Source organism: Bradyrhizobium sp. Bra64 (assembly GCF_024519875.1).
In the GTDB taxonomy this organism is placed as follows: domain Bacteria; phylum Pseudomonadota; class Alphaproteobacteria; order Rhizobiales; family Xanthobacteraceae; genus Bradyrhizobium; species Bradyrhizobium japonicum_G.
Window position 1 is genome coordinate 37,508 of record NZ_JALJRD010000019.1, and the last position, 15,769, is coordinate 53,276.

The 15,769-nt window shown below is 64.2% G+C and carries 15 protein-coding genes; 10 read left to right on the top strand and 5 right to left on the bottom strand.

What is annotated here, in order from left to right:
• Nucleotides 1-31: 31 nt before the first annotated feature.
• Nucleotides 32-958 carry a LysR family transcriptional regulator gene (locus tag NR187_RS31925; RefSeq protein ID WP_256809053.1) on the bottom strand — a complete coding sequence of 309 codons (927 nt, stop codon included), beginning with the start codon at nucleotides 956-958 and terminating at the stop codon, nucleotides 32-34.
• 91 nt (nucleotides 959-1,049) lie between these two features.
• Here NR187_RS31925 and pcaH point away from each other — a divergent pair, with 91 nt between their 5' ends.
• Together pcaH and pcaG are read left to right on the top strand one after the other, a co-directional pair.
• Complete coding sequence (gene pcaH / locus NR187_RS31930) at nucleotides 1,050-1,844, top strand: protocatechuate 3,4-dioxygenase subunit beta (protein WP_256809097.1); 795 nt, start codon at nucleotides 1,050-1,052, stop codon at nucleotides 1,842-1,844.
• 3 nt (nucleotides 1,845-1,847) lie between these two features.
• On the top strand, nucleotides 1,848-2,474 hold the full coding sequence (gene pcaG, locus NR187_RS31935) for a protocatechuate 3,4-dioxygenase subunit alpha (protein WP_211381828.1): 627 nt from the start codon (nucleotides 1,848-1,850) through the stop codon (nucleotides 2,472-2,474).
• 4 nt (nucleotides 2,475-2,478) lie between these two features.
• Here pcaG and NR187_RS31940 read toward each other — a convergent pair whose 3' ends face one another.
• Complete coding sequence (locus tag NR187_RS31940) at nucleotides 2,479-3,384, bottom strand: helix-turn-helix domain-containing protein (RefSeq protein WP_256809054.1); 906 nt, start codon at nucleotides 3,382-3,384, stop codon at nucleotides 2,479-2,481.
• A 50-nt stretch (nucleotides 3,385-3,434) separates the two neighbouring features.
• Here NR187_RS31940 and pobA point away from each other — a divergent pair, with 50 nt between their 5' ends.
• On the top strand, nucleotides 3,435-4,607 hold the full coding sequence (pobA, locus tag NR187_RS31945; RefSeq protein ID WP_256809055.1) for a 4-hydroxybenzoate 3-monooxygenase: 1,173 nt from the start codon (nucleotides 3,435-3,437) through the stop codon (nucleotides 4,605-4,607).
• Between the two features lie 15 nt (nucleotides 4,608-4,622).
• Here pobA and NR187_RS31950 read toward each other — a convergent pair whose 3' ends face one another.
• From NR187_RS31950 to NR187_RS31960, 3 genes are all read right to left on the bottom strand, one after another.
• Nucleotides 4,623-6,773: an adenylate/guanylate cyclase domain-containing protein gene (locus NR187_RS31950; RefSeq protein WP_256809056.1), complete on the bottom strand. Its 2,151-nt coding sequence runs from the start codon at nucleotides 6,771-6,773 to the stop codon at nucleotides 4,623-4,625.
• An 18-nt stretch (nucleotides 6,774-6,791) separates the two neighbouring features.
• Entirely contained in the window at nucleotides 6,792-7,460 is a 669-nt protein-coding gene (locus NR187_RS31955) for a hypothetical protein (RefSeq protein WP_256809058.1), read from the bottom strand.
• A gap of 186 nt (nucleotides 7,461-7,646) precedes the next feature.
• Nucleotides 7,647-8,801, bottom strand: a complete 1,155-nt coding sequence (locus tag NR187_RS31960) for an HD domain-containing phosphohydrolase (protein WP_211381833.1) — start codon at nucleotides 8,799-8,801, stop codon at nucleotides 7,647-7,649.
• A gap of 287 nt (nucleotides 8,802-9,088) precedes the next feature.
• Between NR187_RS31960 and NR187_RS31965 the strand changes: the two genes are divergently transcribed.
• The 7 genes from NR187_RS31965 to NR187_RS31995 form a co-directional block, all read left to right on the top strand.
• Complete coding sequence (locus tag NR187_RS31965; RefSeq protein ID WP_211381834.1) at nucleotides 9,089-9,412, top strand: lipid asymmetry maintenance protein MlaB; 324 nt, start codon at nucleotides 9,089-9,091, stop codon at nucleotides 9,410-9,412.
• Nucleotides 9,412-9,777: a response regulator gene (locus NR187_RS31970; RefSeq protein ID WP_018317043.1), complete on the top strand. Its 366-nt coding sequence runs from the start codon at nucleotides 9,412-9,414 to the stop codon at nucleotides 9,775-9,777. The genes NR187_RS31965 and NR187_RS31970 overlap by 1 nt, the downstream gene beginning before the upstream one ends.
• Entirely contained in the window at nucleotides 9,774-11,858 is a 2,085-nt protein-coding gene (locus NR187_RS31975) for a chemotaxis protein CheA (RefSeq protein ID WP_211381835.1), read from the top strand. The genes NR187_RS31970 and NR187_RS31975 overlap by 4 nt, the downstream gene beginning before the upstream one ends.
• Nucleotides 11,858-12,319: a chemotaxis protein CheW gene (locus NR187_RS31980; RefSeq protein ID WP_211381836.1), complete on the top strand. Its 462-nt coding sequence runs from the start codon at nucleotides 11,858-11,860 to the stop codon at nucleotides 12,317-12,319. The genes NR187_RS31975 and NR187_RS31980 overlap by 1 nt, the downstream gene beginning before the upstream one ends.
• A gap of 38 nt (nucleotides 12,320-12,357) precedes the next feature.
• A complete protein-coding gene (locus NR187_RS31985; protein WP_211381837.1) occupies nucleotides 12,358-14,067 on the top strand; it encodes a methyl-accepting chemotaxis protein in 1,710 nt (569 codons plus the stop codon).
• Nucleotides 14,068-14,134: 67 nt separating this feature from the next.
• Nucleotides 14,135-14,623: a chemotaxis protein CheW gene (locus NR187_RS31990; protein WP_211381838.1), complete on the top strand. Its 489-nt coding sequence runs from the start codon at nucleotides 14,135-14,137 to the stop codon at nucleotides 14,621-14,623.
• A gap of 55 nt (nucleotides 14,624-14,678) precedes the next feature.
• Nucleotides 14,679-15,769 (top strand): HAMP domain-containing protein (locus NR187_RS31995; RefSeq protein WP_256809060.1); only part of this gene is annotated, 1,091 nt, incomplete at its 3' end.

Genomic DNA, 15,769 nt, shown 5'->3' on the forward strand with positions numbered 1-15,769 from the left:
TCAGGCTGTCCTCGGGCCGGGGGGCGATCGCTCAGGCCTCGGCCATCGCCGCCGCGGTCTCGAGCTGGCTCCTGACCCACCGTTGGGCAGGATCTTTCTGGTAGCGCTGGTGCCAGACCATGAACATCGGCAGCTCGGCCAGCGTTCGCGTGCGGGACGCCAGTGGAATCCGCGCTTGCGCGAAGCCGCGCATCACGCCGGAGGCGAGCAGGCTCGGCATGCTCGCCAGCATCTGCGAGCCGCGCAGGAACGACGGCACGCCGGAAAAGCTCGGCACCGAGATCGCGATGTCGCGGTGGAAGCCGTTCGCCGCGAGCCGGCGATCGAAGTCGAGCCGCTCATTGTCGGTATAGACCACCGTGATGTGCCGCGCCGCGAGATAGGCGCCGCGGCCGGCTGGTGCCGCGCGCGTCTTGGGATCGAAGTAGCAAACGTAATGATCGCTCAGCAGTCGCTTCTGCACGATGTCGACGCCGGATGGAGGCAGCGGCGTGATCAAAAGATCGCAGCGGTTTTCGCGCAGCATCGCGGGCGAGGGCGATTGCGAGGGGATCACGCGCAGGTTCAGGCTCTTCACTTGTGCGGCGACATGGTCGAAGAACCGCGGTAGCAGCAAATCGCGCTGGAAATCATTGGCGGCGATCGTCAGCGAAAGTTGCGCGCGAGCCGGTTCGAAGCTGACGCCGCCGGCAAAGCTGCGCATCTCGTCGATCAGCGCGCGGGCTTTCGCGGCCAGCGCCTGGGCGTGCGCGGTGGCAACGATACCGCGGCCGGACTTGGCGAACAGCGGATCGCCGGCGATCCGCCGCAGCTTGTTCAGGCCGTGGCTGACCGCGGATTGCGTCAGGCCGAGCCGCGTTGCGGCCGCTGTCACCGAACCTTCCTCCAGCACGGCGAGGAACAGTTCGAGCGCGTGGCCGTCCAGGGCCAAATGATCGATTCCTTTCATGCAATTCATTATAATCGATCTATTTATCTTGAGAATAGATCGTTCCATGATCTCCCGATAAGCCGCGCCCGGATCCGGGCGCCAAGGGAGAGACATGCCGATGAATGCCCAGGCTCCATTCCCAGCCTTGCAGGATCCCCGCCTCAACCGCCCCGAGCCGTTCACGCCGCCGCTCGGCGACGGCGGTTTCTTCCAGCGCGATCGCTCGATCCATCCGCCGGCGCATGCGCCCGGTTACAAATCCTCGGTCCTGCGGTCGCCGCGCCAGGCGCTGCTGTCGCTGGAGAATTCGGTTTCGGAGATCAGCGGACCGGTGTTCGGCCACAATGATCTCGGCCCGCTCGACAACGACCTGATCCGCAACTACGCCAAGGACGGCGATCCCGTCGGCGAGCGCATCATCGTCCACGGCCGCGTGCTGGACGAGACCGGCCGCGGCGTGCCGCACACACTGGTCGAGTTCTGGCAGGCCAATTCCGGAGGCCGCTACCGGCACAAGAAGGACACCTATCTGGCGCCGATCGATCCGAATTTCGGCGGCTGCGGCCGCGCGCTGACCGACGACACCGGCTATTATTATTTCCGCACCGTGAAGCCCGGGCCCTATCCCTGGCGCAACTACGTCAATAGCTGGCGTCCCGCCCACATCCATTTCTCGGTGTTCGGTTCGGGCTTTGCGCAGCGGCTGATCACCCAGATGTATTTCGAGGGCGATCCCCTGATCCCTGTCTGCCCGATCCTGACGACGATTCCGGACAAGGACGCGCTGGACCGCCTCGTCGCGCCGCTCGACCTCAATGCCTCCACCCCGTTCGACTCGCTCGCCTACCGCTTCGACATCGTCCTGCGCGGCCAGCGCTCCACCTTCTTTGAAAACCGCCCGGAAGGAAACTGAGCAATGCCGCAGCAGCTCAACTACCTCAAGGAGACCGCCTCGCAGACCGCCGGGCCCTACGTCCATATCGGGCTGATCCCGGCCATGGCAGGCTTCGACATCTTCGAGAAGAATTTTTCGAATGTCCTGGTGACGCCGAATACGCAGGGCGAACGCATCGTGCTGGAGGGCAAGGTACTCGACGGCAGCGGCACGCCGCTGCGCGACGTGCTGCTGGAAATATGGCAGGCCAATGCGGCCGGCCGTTACAACCATCCGGCCGATCGCTCCGCCGCCGCGCTGGAACAGGATTTTCGCGGCTGGGGCCGCGGCGGCTCGGATTTCGACAGCGGGCTCGTCACCTTCGAGACCATCAAACCGGGCGGGATCATCGACAGGACGGGGCGCAAATGCGCGCCGCACATCAATGTCTGGATCGTCGCGCGCGGCATCAACATCGGCCTCAACACGCGGCTGTACTTCTCGGATGAAGAGGCGGCCAATGCCGTCGATCCCGTGCTCAACCTGGTCGAACCGGCGGTGCGCCGCAAGACGTTGATTGCCACACGCAGCGAACGCGGCGGCAAGGTGGTGTATTCATTCACGATCAATTTGCAGGGGCCGGAAGAGACGGTGTTCTTCGACGTCTGAGGCCTCAATTGTCCTCGCCATGGAGCTGCGCGCGAAAGGCGCGTGGCGACACTCCCGTGGCTGCGGCGTAGACGCGGCTGAAATAGGCGGGGTCCTCGAAGCCGAGCGCATAGGCGATCGTCGAGACCGGCAGGTTGGTGTAGACGAGGTTGCGCCGCGCTTCGCGGATCAGGCGGTTGAGGATCAGGTGCGAGGCCGTGTCGCCGGTCGCCGCCCGTGTCATCCGGTTGAGATGGGTCGGCGTGATCGACAGCGCGCCTGCATAGTCTGCAACGCTCCAGCGTTCCAGGTGATGCTGCTCCAGAAGCGCCTCGAAGCGCCGGTAGAGTCCGCTTTCCGCCGTGCCGGTGCCGACGCTCTCGCTGGTGAGCGCGCGGGCCACAAGTCCGATCATGGCCGCCGACAGTGCACGCAGCACATGCGCGCGGCCGAAATCGCGTGCGGCGTGCTCGGCAAAGATCTGCTTCATGGTCGAGCGGACCTGCGGCGTGCCGCGTACCACGGCCGATCGTGACAGCGCGCCGCGCAGGCCTTCCGAGGCAAGCAGGGCCTCGTCCAATATTTCCGCGGCGATGGTCAGCACCCAGCCTTGCGTATCAGGCACGAAGCGGAAGCCATGGACGTGGCCGACAGGCACGTTGACGATTTGCATCGGCTTCAGCTGCACCACTCGCCCGTCGAGCGTAGCTTCGCCGCCGCCGTGCTCGATCAGCAGCACCTGGTGCAGCCGGGCATGGCGGTGCACGGCCAGTGTCCAGTCGTGCAGCACCGAGCGCGCCGCGATCGTTTCGCAATGCACGACGTCGGGAAGGTCGCCGGACTCGCCGAACAGATTGTAGACCCGGATTGCCGGGGCAGGGGACAAGCTTCGCATGTTCGAATTGTACAAGACAAAGACGAAACCCTCCATCGGTTTGCGGCGCCGAAACTGCAAAAAACTGCCGACGGGAGGACGCAAAAATGAAAGTTCAGGTCTGTATCATCGGTGGTGGGCCGTCCGGATTGCTGTTGTCGCAGCTCCTGCATTTGAAGGGCATCGACACGGTCGTGCTGGAGAAATACAGCCGCGACCACGTGCTCGCCCGCATCCGTGCCGGTGTTCTCGAGCATGGCTTCGCCAGGCTGATGCGCGAGGCGCAATGCGGCGAACGGATGGACCGCGAGGGCGAGATCCACAACGGTTTCGAGATCGCACATGACGGCGTGCTCTCCCATATCGATCTGCACCGGCATTCCGGCGGCAATTCGGTGCTGGTCTACGGCCAGACCGAGCTGACGGGCGATCTCTACGAGGCGCGCGACCGCCTCGGCGGCAACGTCGTGCACAATGCCGAGGACGTGACGCCGCACGACCTCACGTCTGATCGGCCTTACGTGACCTATCGTTCGAACGGCGAGATCATCCGGGTCGATTGCGACTATATCGTCGGCGCCGACGGCTTTCACGGCGTCAGCCGCAAGTCGATCCCCAAGGACGTGCTGCGGGAATATGAGAAGGTCTATCCGTTCGGCTGGCTCGGCGTGCTGTCGCGTACCAAGCCGGCCTCGCCGGAGCTGATCTATGTGAAGCACTCCCGCGGCTTTGCGCTGTGTTCTCTGCGCTCACAAGTGCTGAGCCGCTATTACGTCCAGGTGCCGCTCACCGACAAGGTGGAGGACTGGAGCGACGATGCATTCTGGGCCGAGCTGAAGCGCCGCCTGCCGGAGGAGGTCGCAGGCCGCCTGATCGCGGGACCGTCCATCGAGAAGAGCATCGCGCCCTTGCGCAGCTTCGTCGCCGAGCCGATGAGCTACGGTCGTTTGTTCCTCGCCGGCGATGCCGCGCACATCGTGCCGCCGACGGGCGCGCGTGGGCTCAATAGCGCGGCCTCGGACATCTACTATCTCTACCACGCCATGCTCGCGCATTATCGGAACGGCGATGATTCCGGACTCCGGGGCTATTCGGCCAAGGCACTGGCGCGGATATGGAAGGCGCAACGCTTTTCCTGGTGGATGACGATGCTGCTGCACCGTTTTCCCGACCGGAGCGACTACGAGGAGCGGCTCCAGCAGACCGAACTCGAATATCTGCTCTCGTCCGAGACGGCGCAGCGGCTGCTGGCAGAGAATTACGTGGGGTTGCCGTTTTAGTGCTCGCAAATGCCGCTATTTGCCTTCCAGCGTATTCACCGGCGTCCATTCAGAAGGCGGCGGGCTGGAGGCGTGTCGCCGCGCGCGTTCAGCGAACAGCGCTGATGCCGGATCGCTGTCTGCCGCGTCATCGAACGCGTCGGCTGCCTTCGCAAACTCCCGCGCGCGCCAGCAAGCCAGTCCGCTTGCGTAAGCGGCGGCCATCTTCGTCTGACCGGCGGTCTCCGCGCCCTTGACCGCGAGCGGCTCGAACACCTTGATCGCCTCGCCGCGTCCCATCACCCTGATCGCGTCGAGCTCGCGCCAGGCGAAGGCATCGCCGGTCTGGGCCATCGTCGTCTCCGAAGCCATGATCGCGGTGCCGTAATATTTGTTGGCGCCTTCGAGCCGCGAGGCGACGTTCACGGTGTCGCTCATCACGGTGTAGTTGAAGCGGCGGCGGGAACCGATGTTGCCGACAACGGCCTCGCCGCTGTTGAGCCCGATGCGGTGCGACAGGCCGCGGCCGGCGAAGGCGGCACTGCCGGCGTTGAGCTCTGCCAGCTCCTCGTGGCATTTCAGCGCGGCCCGGACGGCGTTGCGCGCGTGCGTGGGATCGTCGGCGGGCGCGCCGAACATGGCGACGATGGAATCGCCGATATATTTGTCGACATAGCCGCCATGGCTTTCGATGATGTCGGTCATGGCGGACAGATATTCGTTCATCAAGGTCACCAGCTCGCCCGGCGTCATCGTCTCCGCGATCGAGGAGAAGCCGCTGAGGTCGGAGAAAAACATGGTGACGTTGCGCATCTCGCCGCCGAGCGCCGGCATCTTGCCCGAGGCGACCATGGTGTCGATCACTTCGGGTGCAAGGTAGAACGCGAAACTCTTGCGCAGGAAACGTTCGTCGCGGTCGGCCAGCACGAAACGGTAGCCGATCATCATGGCGAGCGCGGCAAGGCTCGCCAGTGCCGGCTCCGTCAGTGGCAGCGCCAAGGCATGGACGAATGCGCCGACGGCCATTGCGGCGTAGACGGCGGTGAGGCCGAACCATGCGAGCAGCGCGCCACCCGGTGCGAGCACGCAGGCCGCGCAAGCGATGATTGCTGAGAACACGATCGTGAGAATGCTCCGTAGCGGAAAGCCAAGCTCGGTCACGGCGTCGCGCTCGATCAGATTTCGGACTGCGGTGGCGTGCACGAAGACGCCGGCGACGTCGCTGCGGGTCTTCTGTGCGATGCTAGCCGGTGCGGGCAGGGCGCATCTTGCGGCCGGCGTTCCGTCATGTCCACCGGACAGGCGCATGGAGGTGAGCTTGCGGTCCTCGAAATTCAGGGCGGTGCCGAGCAGCACGACCTTGCCGTCGAATGCGCGGCGGAAGAAATCGCGGTCGCCTTTTTCGACGCAGGCCCGGAGGTCGGCGAACGAAAAGGTCGGTACGTCGCGGCCCATCCCTCGAAAATTGAGCGTGAGTGTATTCGGCACCACGCTCGGGATGGCATAGCCGGACAGTTCGGTCGCGCCGGACGGTGCGATCTCAGGCTTTGCACCGAGCGCGCGCGCGGCGAGCTCGACGGCCATGGCAGGCACCGGCTTGCCGTCGATGGAGAAAGTGAGCGGCATTCGCCTGATGACATCGTCCGCATCGGTGTAGACATTGAGCGCACGGACGTTGTTTCGCACCGCCAGTTGCTGCGCGCGATAGGGTGGTTCTGGATGGTCGTTGCTCAGGATCTCGCCGAGCACCAGCTTGCCATTGTCTGATATCTGCCGCAGGGCGATCAGATAGTCCCGGTCAAATCCCTTCATGCGGGCGCCGAGCGGCGCGTCGCCGAAGGGAATCTCCGACTGCTCGATCGAGTTCTTGAAGATGACGTCGAAGCCGATCACCTTGGCACCGCCCTCGGTGATGCTTCCGAGCACCCGGCCGATCTCGCGCGTCCAGGTCTGCGTCGGTGATCCCTTGAAGGGCGGGGTCTCGTAGGTCTCGCCGTCGATGGCCACGACGACGACCGGCGATGTCGCGGGATCGCGGTGGTCGCCGATCAGCTTGCCGCGCAGCGCCGTGAGGATGTCGAGCGACAGGCCTTGCAGGGTCTGGAGCGGCGGAGACGTGGCGACCGCGCCCGTAAGGAGCGCAATCAGGATCGCCGCAACGATGTCCCCCCTGCCGATCCGCCGCATCGCCCCGTCGCTGGTTGCCTATTCGAGCCGCAGCAGGCGGCCGACGATCGGCGTCGGCGAGGACGTGGCGCTGGCATCGATCTGGAACGCGTAGCGCTTGGTACCGAGAATGGCGAGGTAACTACCGCCCGGGGTCAGTGACTTTCCGGCCTTGGCAAAGTCGTAGAACTTGCCGCCGACCATGGTCTCGCTCTTGAGCGGCACGCTGATCGTTGGCTCCTTGCCATCGGTGCGTTCGATCACCAGGGTGCTGCCGCTCTTGGCCTGCACCAGCGGCGCGACGCCGTAGAGCGTCGGCAGCCTGGCCGGAGCGCCCTTGGCGTCCGAGCGCATGGTGCGGAAAGTCGTCGCGGCACTCTGGTTCGCCTCGCGGTCCGACAGTTTTGCCGCGTTGGTATCGCAGGGCACCTTTTCCCGCTTGACATCGCCGAGTTGCACGGTGCTCTGCTCGGTGCCGACCAGGACGACGCCTTCGCTGATGGTCTCGCGTAGGCAGGATTTCAGATAGCTGAGCGTAATGCTTGCCTTGGGTCCCAGCTTGATGATCCTGCCCGGCGCCACATAATCCATGAACGCGATGCCGTCGACCTTGCCCTGCACATCCTCGACGATGGCGGCCGGAGTCTCCGCCAAAGCGGGGGCCGAAAGACAGCACGCGCCGACAACGGCGCCGATCAGGCTTCTCATGGGAATTCTCATCCAATTCGACCGATGCTTGCCCGGTCCCCGTCCTGGCCCGATGCTTAGCAGCGGAGCGCCCAGGCAAGTGTGACCAGAATCACTCTTAGTTATTGGTGCACTCTATCAGGAACAGGTTCAAACCGGCGACCGGAGAAACGGTGCGACGGCAAGCCTTTGGCCGGATTGATAATATCATTCGGCAGGGATGGCCTCGGCCAAAGTGACCTCGACCGGGTGGCTCTCCGCTGCACTCTCTATATAGGGAGCGCACATGTTGGGAGCGAGCGTGGCCTCGGTCTTCTGATACGGTGTCGCCTGTTGACCGGCGGCGATTTCCACCACCTCGTCCCAGCGCGACAGGAAGGCCCCGACACAGGCCGGGTCGAACTGTCGGCCCTGGTTTTCGACCAGATAGTCGCGCGCCACTTCCAGCTCCATCGGCTCTTTATATGGCCGCCGCGTCGTCAGCGCATCGAAGACGTCGGCGACCGCGACCACGCGTGCGGCGACCGGGATCTCGTCTGTCTTGAGGCCGCTCGGATAGCCCGCGCCGTCCCAGCGCTCGTGATGACCTGCGGCAATCTGCGCACCGAGCTGGATCAGCTCGCAGCTGGAATCCGCCAGGATCCTTTCGCCGATCGTCGCATGGGTGCGAATTACCGCCATCTCCTCGCCGGTCAACTTCCCGGGCTTGAGCAGGATGTTGTCGGGGATGGCGACCTTGCCGACGTCGTGCAGAGGGGCGGCCAGATAGATGTCGCGGCAGAGCCGGGCCGGCAGGCCGAGCTGCTCGGCGATGATGCGGCTGTAGCGGGCGACCCGCAGCGTGTGCTCGCCGGTGTCGTTGTCGCGGTACTCGACCGCGAGCGCGAGCCGCAGGATGATCTCCTCTTCGCGCTCGCCGAGCTTCCGGGTCGCGGCCGCCACCGCGCTCGCCAGATCGGCCGCACGGTCGTTCTGCTTGCGCACGGCTGCACCAAGCCGCACCAGATTGCGCAGGCGCACCGTCATCTCGAGGCTCTGTGGCTGTTTCGGTAAGAAATCGGTTGCACCAGCCTGCAGCGCTTCCATCTTCACGTCATCGGTCTGTCGCGACGTGATCATCGCGATCGGGATGTCGGCGCAGCCGGGCAGGGTGCGGAAGGCGCGGATGAAGCTGATGCCGTCCATATGCGGCATCTCGTAGTCGACCAGCACGAGATCGAAGACACGCTCGCGCGCGCAGGCCAGCGCCTCGACGGGATCGAGGAAGGTGGTAGCCTCGACCAGGCCTTCGGCTTCGATATGACGTTTCAGGAAATTGAGGACAGAGCGGCTGTCATCAATCAGAAGCGCTTGGGTCAGCATCGGCGGCCCGACTCGTTCGGATGGCGAAGCATGACCTCAACGAATAGCCTTTGCGATTTAACGCGGAGCAAACATCCAACCCGTGCCGAACTGCCTCGAGACCGCGCGCGGCGCATGAGATTTGGGCGGGCCATGCACGTCTGCATGCATACGCGAAGTTCTTCGAATTGTGACCCGTAGTTGTACGGAGGCGCTCATTAGGGGTTTGCATACTCTCCGTTGCGAATAGTCGTCGAGCGGGATTCTCGCCATGCGTGCAGAGAATCCTGAGGAAATTTGGGGGACGCATGTCGTCTGATGTCACCGAGCCGAAATGGTCCCTTCGGCTGCCTGCCGATTGCAGCATCGCTGCGATCCGCAATGTCTACGACCTCATTCGCGAGGCGTTCGGCCGGCAGGATCGGCTCGAGATCGATTGCTCAAGCGTCGACAAGGCCGACGTGACCTCGATCCAGCTTCTGCTGTCCACCGCCAAGACCGGCGAGGCCCAGGGCCGGCCTGTGGTCCTGACCTCCTTCTCCCAGTCTCTGCGCAACACCCTTCGCCGCGCCGGCTTCGCCAGCGAGGCGATGATCGATCAGCATTTCCCGCAAAAGAAAGATGGCGCCTAATGGCCACGATTCTCACGGTCGACGACTCTCCCAGCATCCGGCAGATGATCAAAGTCGTGCTCGAGCCGGCCGGTCACAGCGTCATCGAGGCCGGCGACGGCGCACAGGGGCTCGCCAAGGCGCAAGCCGGCAAGCTCGATCTCGTCATCACCGACCTCAACATGCCCGTCATGAACGGCCTGGAGCTGATCCGGGCGCTGCGCAAGCTTCCGAGCGCGGTCGGCATGCCCATCGTGTTCCTGACCACCGAATCCAATGACACGGTGAAGCAGGAGGCCAAGAGCGCCGGAGCCACCGGCTGGATCACCAAGCCGTTCAAGCCCGAGCAGTTGCTCGCTGTCGTCGGCAAGCTGGTGCGTGCATGAGCGCAATGGACCCGACCGAGGTCTTTCGTCAGGAAGCCAGCGAACTCTTCGAAGTTCTTGAAGGGGCCCTGCTCGATCTCGGCCAGCGTCCCGACGACCGCGAACTGGTCGATTCCGCATTCCGCGCCCTGCATACGATCAAGGGCTCGGGCGCCATGTTCGGCTTCGACAAGGTCGCCTCGTTCACCCACGAATTCGAGACGGCCTTCGACCGCGTCCGCAAGGGCGAGATCAAGCCGACGCAGGATCTGATCTCGGTCGCGCTCGCGGCCAAGGACTACATCCGCGCGCTGATCGAGGATCCCCAGTCGACCGACGACGTCATCGGCGATGCCATCCTCGACGACCTCAAGCGATTCGTGTCGTCGGACCAGCCTGTCGCATCCGTCGGCGGGATCGCCGATGCGCCTGTGCCGGTCCCCGGCGGGAGCAAGCAGGCCGGCTGGCATCTCTATCTGGAATTCGAATCCCACATCCTGCGCAACGGCTCGAACCCGCTCGACCTGCTGGAAGATCTCTGCAAGCTCGGGCCCTGCTTTGTCGTGCCGGTGACCGACGGCATCCCGTTCCTCGACGAGATGGACCCGGAAGACTGCTATCTGAAGTGGGACGTGAAGCTGCACGCCGCCTGCGACAAGGACGCGATCGACGACGTCTTCATGTTCGTCCAGGACGAGATGAAGCTGACGCTTTCGCCGCTGGAGCAGGTCGAAGCGCCGGCGCCGATGCCGCTCTTCCAGCTGCTCGACGAGGAGCCGGCTCCGCCGGTCGAAATGCCTGTGCCGATGGTCGAGGCGGCCGCGCCGATTGCCGCGCAGCCTGCCGTCAAGGCGGAGCCCAAATCTGAATCGAAGCCGAACCCCAAATCCGAATCGAAGTCCGAGGCCAAGCGCGACGATCGCGGCATCGCCACCGTCCGCGTCCAGGCGGAGCGTCTCGATGAGCTGATGGACCGCGTCGGCGAGCTCGTCATCGCCCAGGCGCGCCTGACCCAGCTAGCTTCGTCCGGCTCCGACCTTTCGATCAAGATGATCGCCGAGGAAATCGAACGTCTTGCCTCGTCCCTGCGTGACACCACGATGGGCGCGCGCATGGTGCCGATCGGCTCGCTGTTCGGGCGGTTCCGCCGCCTGATCCACGATCTGTCGCGCGATCTGTCGAAGCCGGTCGAATTCGTCACCACGGGCGAGGATACCGAGCTCGACAAGACCATGATCGAGTGCCTCGCCGATCCCCTGGTTCACCTGATCCGCAACGCCATCGACCACGGCATCGAGGACACCGCGACTCGCGCTGCCAACGGCAAGACGGAACAGGGCCGGATCGAGCTCGCTGCTGTCCATTCCGGCGCGCAGGTGCTGGTCACCGTGAAGGACAATGGCGGCGGCCTCAACACCGCGCGGATCCGAGCGAAAGCGGAAGAGCAGGGCCTGATCGCGGCTGGCGCCGTGCTCACCGACCACGAAATCCACCAGTTCCTGTTCCACCCGGGCTTCTCGACCGCGCAGACCATCTCGGCGCTGTCCGGCCGCGGCGTCGGCATGGACGTGGTCAGGCGCACCATCGAGAACATGCGCGGCACGATCGATTTGTCGACCAGACCAGGCCAGGGCACCACGGTGACGCTGCGCCTGCCGCTGACGCTCGCGATCATCGAGGGTCTCTTGATCCGCGTCGGCGAAGGCCGCTACATCATTCCGCTGTCGGCGGTGGAGGAATGCATCGAGCTGACGGCCGAGGACGAGCGCTCCCGCGGTCGCAACTTCCTCAACGTGCGCGGCAACCTCGTGCCCTTCCTCAGGCTGCGCGAGATCATGACCGCATCGGGCACGCCGGACCGGCACCAGAAGACCATCATCATCTCGACCGGCGAGACTCACGTCGGTCTCGTCGCCGACCAGATCATCGGCAACCACCAGACCGTGATCAAGTCGCTCTCCAAGCTGCATTCGGACGTCACGATCTTCTCCGGCGCGACCATCCTCGGTGACGGTACGGCGGCGCTGATCCTCGACGTTGCGCAGCTCGTGACGCTGGCGCAGTCGAAAGTCGAGAAGCAGCACATCAGCGAGGCGGCGTGATGTACGAGATGCAGGCCGGCGAGTCTAAGGCGGGCGCGATGCAGGTCGTGATGATCGGCCTCGGCGAGGAGAAGTTCGCGCTCGACGCGGGCCTCGTGCGCGAGATCATCGATCCGGTCCCCGTGACCAGGGTCGCGGGCGCGCGGTCGTTCGTTCCCAGCGTGATCAACGTGCGCGGCAACGTCATTCCGCTCGCGGACCTGCGCATCCGCTTCGGCATGCCGCAGCTCGACGACTCGGCCGACACGCGCATCGTCGTCATCGAGCTCGATCTCGACGGTGAGCCGGTGCTGGTCGGTCTGACCGCCGACAAGGTCTACGAGGTCACCGAGATATCGCAGACCGACGTGCAGCAGACACCGCGCGTCGGCATGCATTGGAAGCCGGAGTTCATTCGCTTCATCGCCAAATGGCGTGAAGAGTTCGTCATCGTTCCCAACATGGAACGCATCCTGAATTGAAATGAGGTCTCGGGGCGAGACTGGGGTAGAGGCTGGAAATGAGATTTACGGTCAAGGCAAAGCTTGCCGGCGCGTTCGGGCTGGTCATCGTCCTGTCCATGGTCGCGGGTGGCGTGGCCTACATGAAGCTCGGCGATATGATGGCGACCGCCGACAACATGGTCCTGCGCGCGAAACGCATGGAAAAGGCAACGGAGATCGAGAAAGACATTCTGATCCAGCTTCGCGCGGAAAAGAACGCCATCATCGGTAGCGAGACTGAGGTCGAGCAGGCCGCGGCCGACGCCGCCAAACGCCGCGAGAGCGCCCTGAAGACCAAGGACGAAGTCTACGCGTTGGCGAGTGAGGCTGGTCGGAAGCTGCTCGATGGCTTCGCCGTGACCTACGCCAGGATGAACGCCTATCAGGAGGAGACGATCCGGCTTGCAAAGACCGACAAGGTCAAGGCGACCGAACGCTCGACGAACGAGGGGCGCAAGGTGGTGAATGATGCGCTCGAATCCATGGGCGTTTATGTCGAGAACACAAAGAAGCAGATGGCGGAGCAGGCCGTTCAGTCGAAGGACGAAGGCCACCAAGCCCAGTTCATGCTGCTGACGCTGCTCGGTGTCTCGCTGATGGTTGCGATCGGCGCGGCCTTGTGGATTTCGATCTCGATCAGCCGGTCGCTTGGCCGTGCGGTCGGTCTTGCCGGCGCAGTGGCTGAGGGCGATCTCAGCCAGACCATTCCCTCGGCCAGCAACGACGAGATCGGCGACCTCGTCGGGTCTCTGAATGCGATGGTCGAGAAGCTTCGGCAGATCGTCGCCGAGGCGCTCACGGCCGCGCAGAACGTCTCCGCCGGCAGCCAGGAACTGTCCGCAAGTGCGGAGCAGCTGTCGCAGGGCGCGACCGAGCAGGCCTCCTCCGCGGAAGAAGCCTCGTCCTCGATGGAAGAGATGGCCTCGAACGTGAAGCAGAACGCCGACAACGCCAACCAGACCGAGAAGATCGCCGCGCAGTCGGCCAAGGACGCCGAGGCCAGCGGCGTCGCGGTGGGGCGTGCCGTCAACGCGATGCAGACCATTGCCGAGAAGATCACGATCGTGCAGGAGATCGCGCGACAGACCGACCTGCTCGCGCTCAACGCCGCGGTCGAAGCCGCGCGCGCCGGCGAGCATGGCAAGGGCTTTGCGGTGGTCGCCTCCGAGGTGCGCAAGCTCGCCGAACGCAGCCAGGCGGCGGCGGCCGACATCGGTACGCTGTCGACGGAGACCGTCAAGGTCGCGCAGGAAGCAGGCTCTATGCTGTCCAAGCTCGTGCCCGACATCAAGAAGACCGCCGAGCTGGTCCAGGAGATCACCGCCGCCTGCCGCGAGCAGGACGTCGGTTCGGCCCAGATCAACCAGGCGATCCAGCAGCTCGACAAGGTCGGCCAGCAGAACGCCAGCGCTTCCGAGCAGGTCTCGTCCACCTCGGAAGAGCTCGCCTCGCAGGCCGAGCAGCTTCAGTCCACTATCTCCTTCTTCCGGATCGAGCACGCCAACCACAATGAAAGAGCCGCAGCCGCGCCGATCGACCGTGCGGTCGGCCAGCTGCGCGCCAAGGCGGCAACCATGGCGGCAACCATGGCGGCGGCTGATCGCGGCTCGAAAAAGCCTGCGCCGGTCCGCAAGCCGGCACGCGCGATGAAGGTCGCTGGCGGCGGCGGCTTCGCTTTCGACATGCATGACGGCGAAGACGACCGCGACGCCGAGTTCCAACGCTGATCAAAACGGTCCGGCCTCGTGCCGGACCGCGCTCATTCGCTGCCCCTCGGTATCCCTGGACTGCATCATGGCCGCAACCTCGCAATATCTGACGCTCGGGCTCGCCGGAGAGACGTTCGGCATCAGCATCCGCAATGTCCGGGAAATTCTCGACATGCGGCCGATCTCGCGGCTTCCGCATGCACCGAACTTCCTGCTCGGCATGATCGACGTGCGCGGCAGCGGTTATCCGATCGTCGACCTCCGGACCAAGCTCGGTCTGCCGGCCGTGGAAGCGACCGAGGCGACCCGCATCATCATCCTCGACGTGCCGATGAAGGATCGTCTGGTCGGCGTCGGCTTCGTCGCCGATTGCGTGTTCGAGGTCACCGACATCGACGAGCAGGCGATCGAGCCGATCCCCGAGGTCGGCGGCAAATGGCAGTCCGACTATGCCGCCGGCATCGGCCGCAAGGGCGAGAAATTCGTCGTGATCTTCGATCTCGGCAAGCTGATGGCGAACGACGAGGTCCCGGAAGGACGTAACACGGCCGCGGATTCGTCCCGCGCCGCCTGAGTTTGCAAGTGCGTGGTCAAGCGTAAGCACCCCAATTCGAACCAACGAGATTGATATGAGATTCACCGTCAAAGCCAAGCTTGCCAGCGCGTTCGGCGTCGTCATCCTGCTCTCCATGATCGCCGGAGGCGTCGCCTATATGAAGCTGAACGATATGGTCGTGACGGCCGAGCACCTGTCGGCCAGGGCCGCTCGGCTGGCGAAGGTCGGCGAGCTTCAGGAAACCGTATTGCTTCAGGTACGAGCGGAAAAGAACACCATCCTGGCGGCCGATGCCGATCAGGACAAGTTTATCGGCCAGATCTCCCAGCTCCGCGAGCGCGCCCTGAAGGTGAAAGACGAGGTCTACGCCAGCGCGAGCGAGACCGGCAGAAAAATGATCGAGACGTTCGCTAACGCGTATGCAAATTCGAACAACGTCCAGGATCAAACGCTCGTGTTGGCAAAGCACGATAGAGCCAAGGCGACCGAGCGGTCCATGACCGAGGGCCTGAAGGCCTCCACGCCGGCGCTCACCGCGGCGAGCGACTACATCACCTATGTCAAGAAACAGATGGCCGACGAGAGCGAGCAGGCCAGGGTCGACGGCAGCCGTGCCACCATCATTCTGCTTTCGCTGATTCTTGCATCGCTGGTCATTGCCATAGGTGCCGCCGTCTGGATGGCGCTGAACATCAGCCGGTCGCTTTTCAGCGCGGTGAGCCTTGCCGACGCGGTGGCCATCGGTGATCTCAGCCGAAAGATCGAGCCCTCCAGCAATGACGAGATCGGGGATCTCATCAAGTCGCTGAATGCGATGACTGTGAATTTGAACCAGACCGCGGCTGTGGCGAACGAGATCGCTCATGGCAACCTCACGGTGGAGGCCAAGCCGCTGTCGGACAAGGACACGCTCGGTCTAGCCCTCGTGCGCATGGTGGAGAAGCTCCGGCAGATCGTGTCGGAGGCGCTCACGGCGGCGCAGAATGTCTCCGCCGGCAGCCAGGAACTGTCCGCGAGCGCCGAGCAGCTCTCGCAGGGCGCGACCGAGCAGGCTTCGTCCGCGGAAGAGGCCTCTTCTTCGATGGAAGAGATGGCTTCGAACGTGAAGCAGAACGCCGACAACGCCAACCAGACCGAGAAGATCGCCGCGCAGTCGGCCAAGGA

Bases quoted from the DNA above. Each gene is read 5' to 3' on its own strand.
- pobA (WP_256809055.1), top strand. From the start codon at position 3,435: ATGAAAGTTCAGGTCTGTATCATCGGTGGTGGGCCGTCCGGATTGCTG.
- NR187_RS31980 (WP_211381836.1), top strand. From the start codon at position 11,858: ATGTACGAGATGCAGGCCGGCGAGTCTAAGGCGGGCGCGATGCAGGTC.
- NR187_RS31970 (WP_018317043.1), top strand. From the start codon at position 9,412: ATGGCCACGATTCTCACGGTCGACGACTCTCCCAGCATCCGGCAGATG.
- NR187_RS31985 (WP_211381837.1), top strand. From the start codon at position 12,358: ATGAGATTTACGGTCAAGGCAAAGCTTGCCGGCGCGTTCGGGCTGGTC.
- NR187_RS31965 (WP_211381834.1), top strand. From the start codon at position 9,089: ATGTCGTCTGATGTCACCGAGCCGAAATGGTCCCTTCGGCTGCCTGCC.
- NR187_RS31925 (WP_256809053.1), bottom strand. From the start codon at position 958: ATGAATTGCATGAAAGGAATCGATCATTTGGCCCTGGACGGCCACGCG.
- NR187_RS31990 (WP_211381838.1), top strand. From the start codon at position 14,135: ATGGCCGCAACCTCGCAATATCTGACGCTCGGGCTCGCCGGAGAGACG.
- NR187_RS31955 (WP_256809058.1), bottom strand. From the start codon at position 7,460: ATGAGAAGCCTGATCGGCGCCGTTGTCGGCGCGTGCTGTCTTTCGGCC.
- NR187_RS31940 (WP_256809054.1), bottom strand. From the start codon at position 3,384: ATGGAGGGTTTCGTCTTTGTCTTGTACAATTCGAACATGCGAAGCTTG.
- NR187_RS31975 (WP_211381835.1), top strand. From the start codon at position 9,774: ATGAGCGCAATGGACCCGACCGAGGTCTTTCGTCAGGAAGCCAGCGAA.
- pcaH (WP_256809097.1), top strand. From the start codon at position 1,050: ATGAATGCCCAGGCTCCATTCCCAGCCTTGCAGGATCCCCGCCTCAAC.
- pcaG (WP_211381828.1), top strand. From the start codon at position 1,848: ATGCCGCAGCAGCTCAACTACCTCAAGGAGACCGCCTCGCAGACCGCC.
- NR187_RS31960 (WP_211381833.1), bottom strand. From the start codon at position 8,801: ATGCTGACCCAAGCGCTTCTGATTGATGACAGCCGCTCTGTCCTCAAT.
- NR187_RS31950 (WP_256809056.1), bottom strand. From the start codon at position 6,773: ATGCGGCGGATCGGCAGGGGGGACATCGTTGCGGCGATCCTGATTGCG.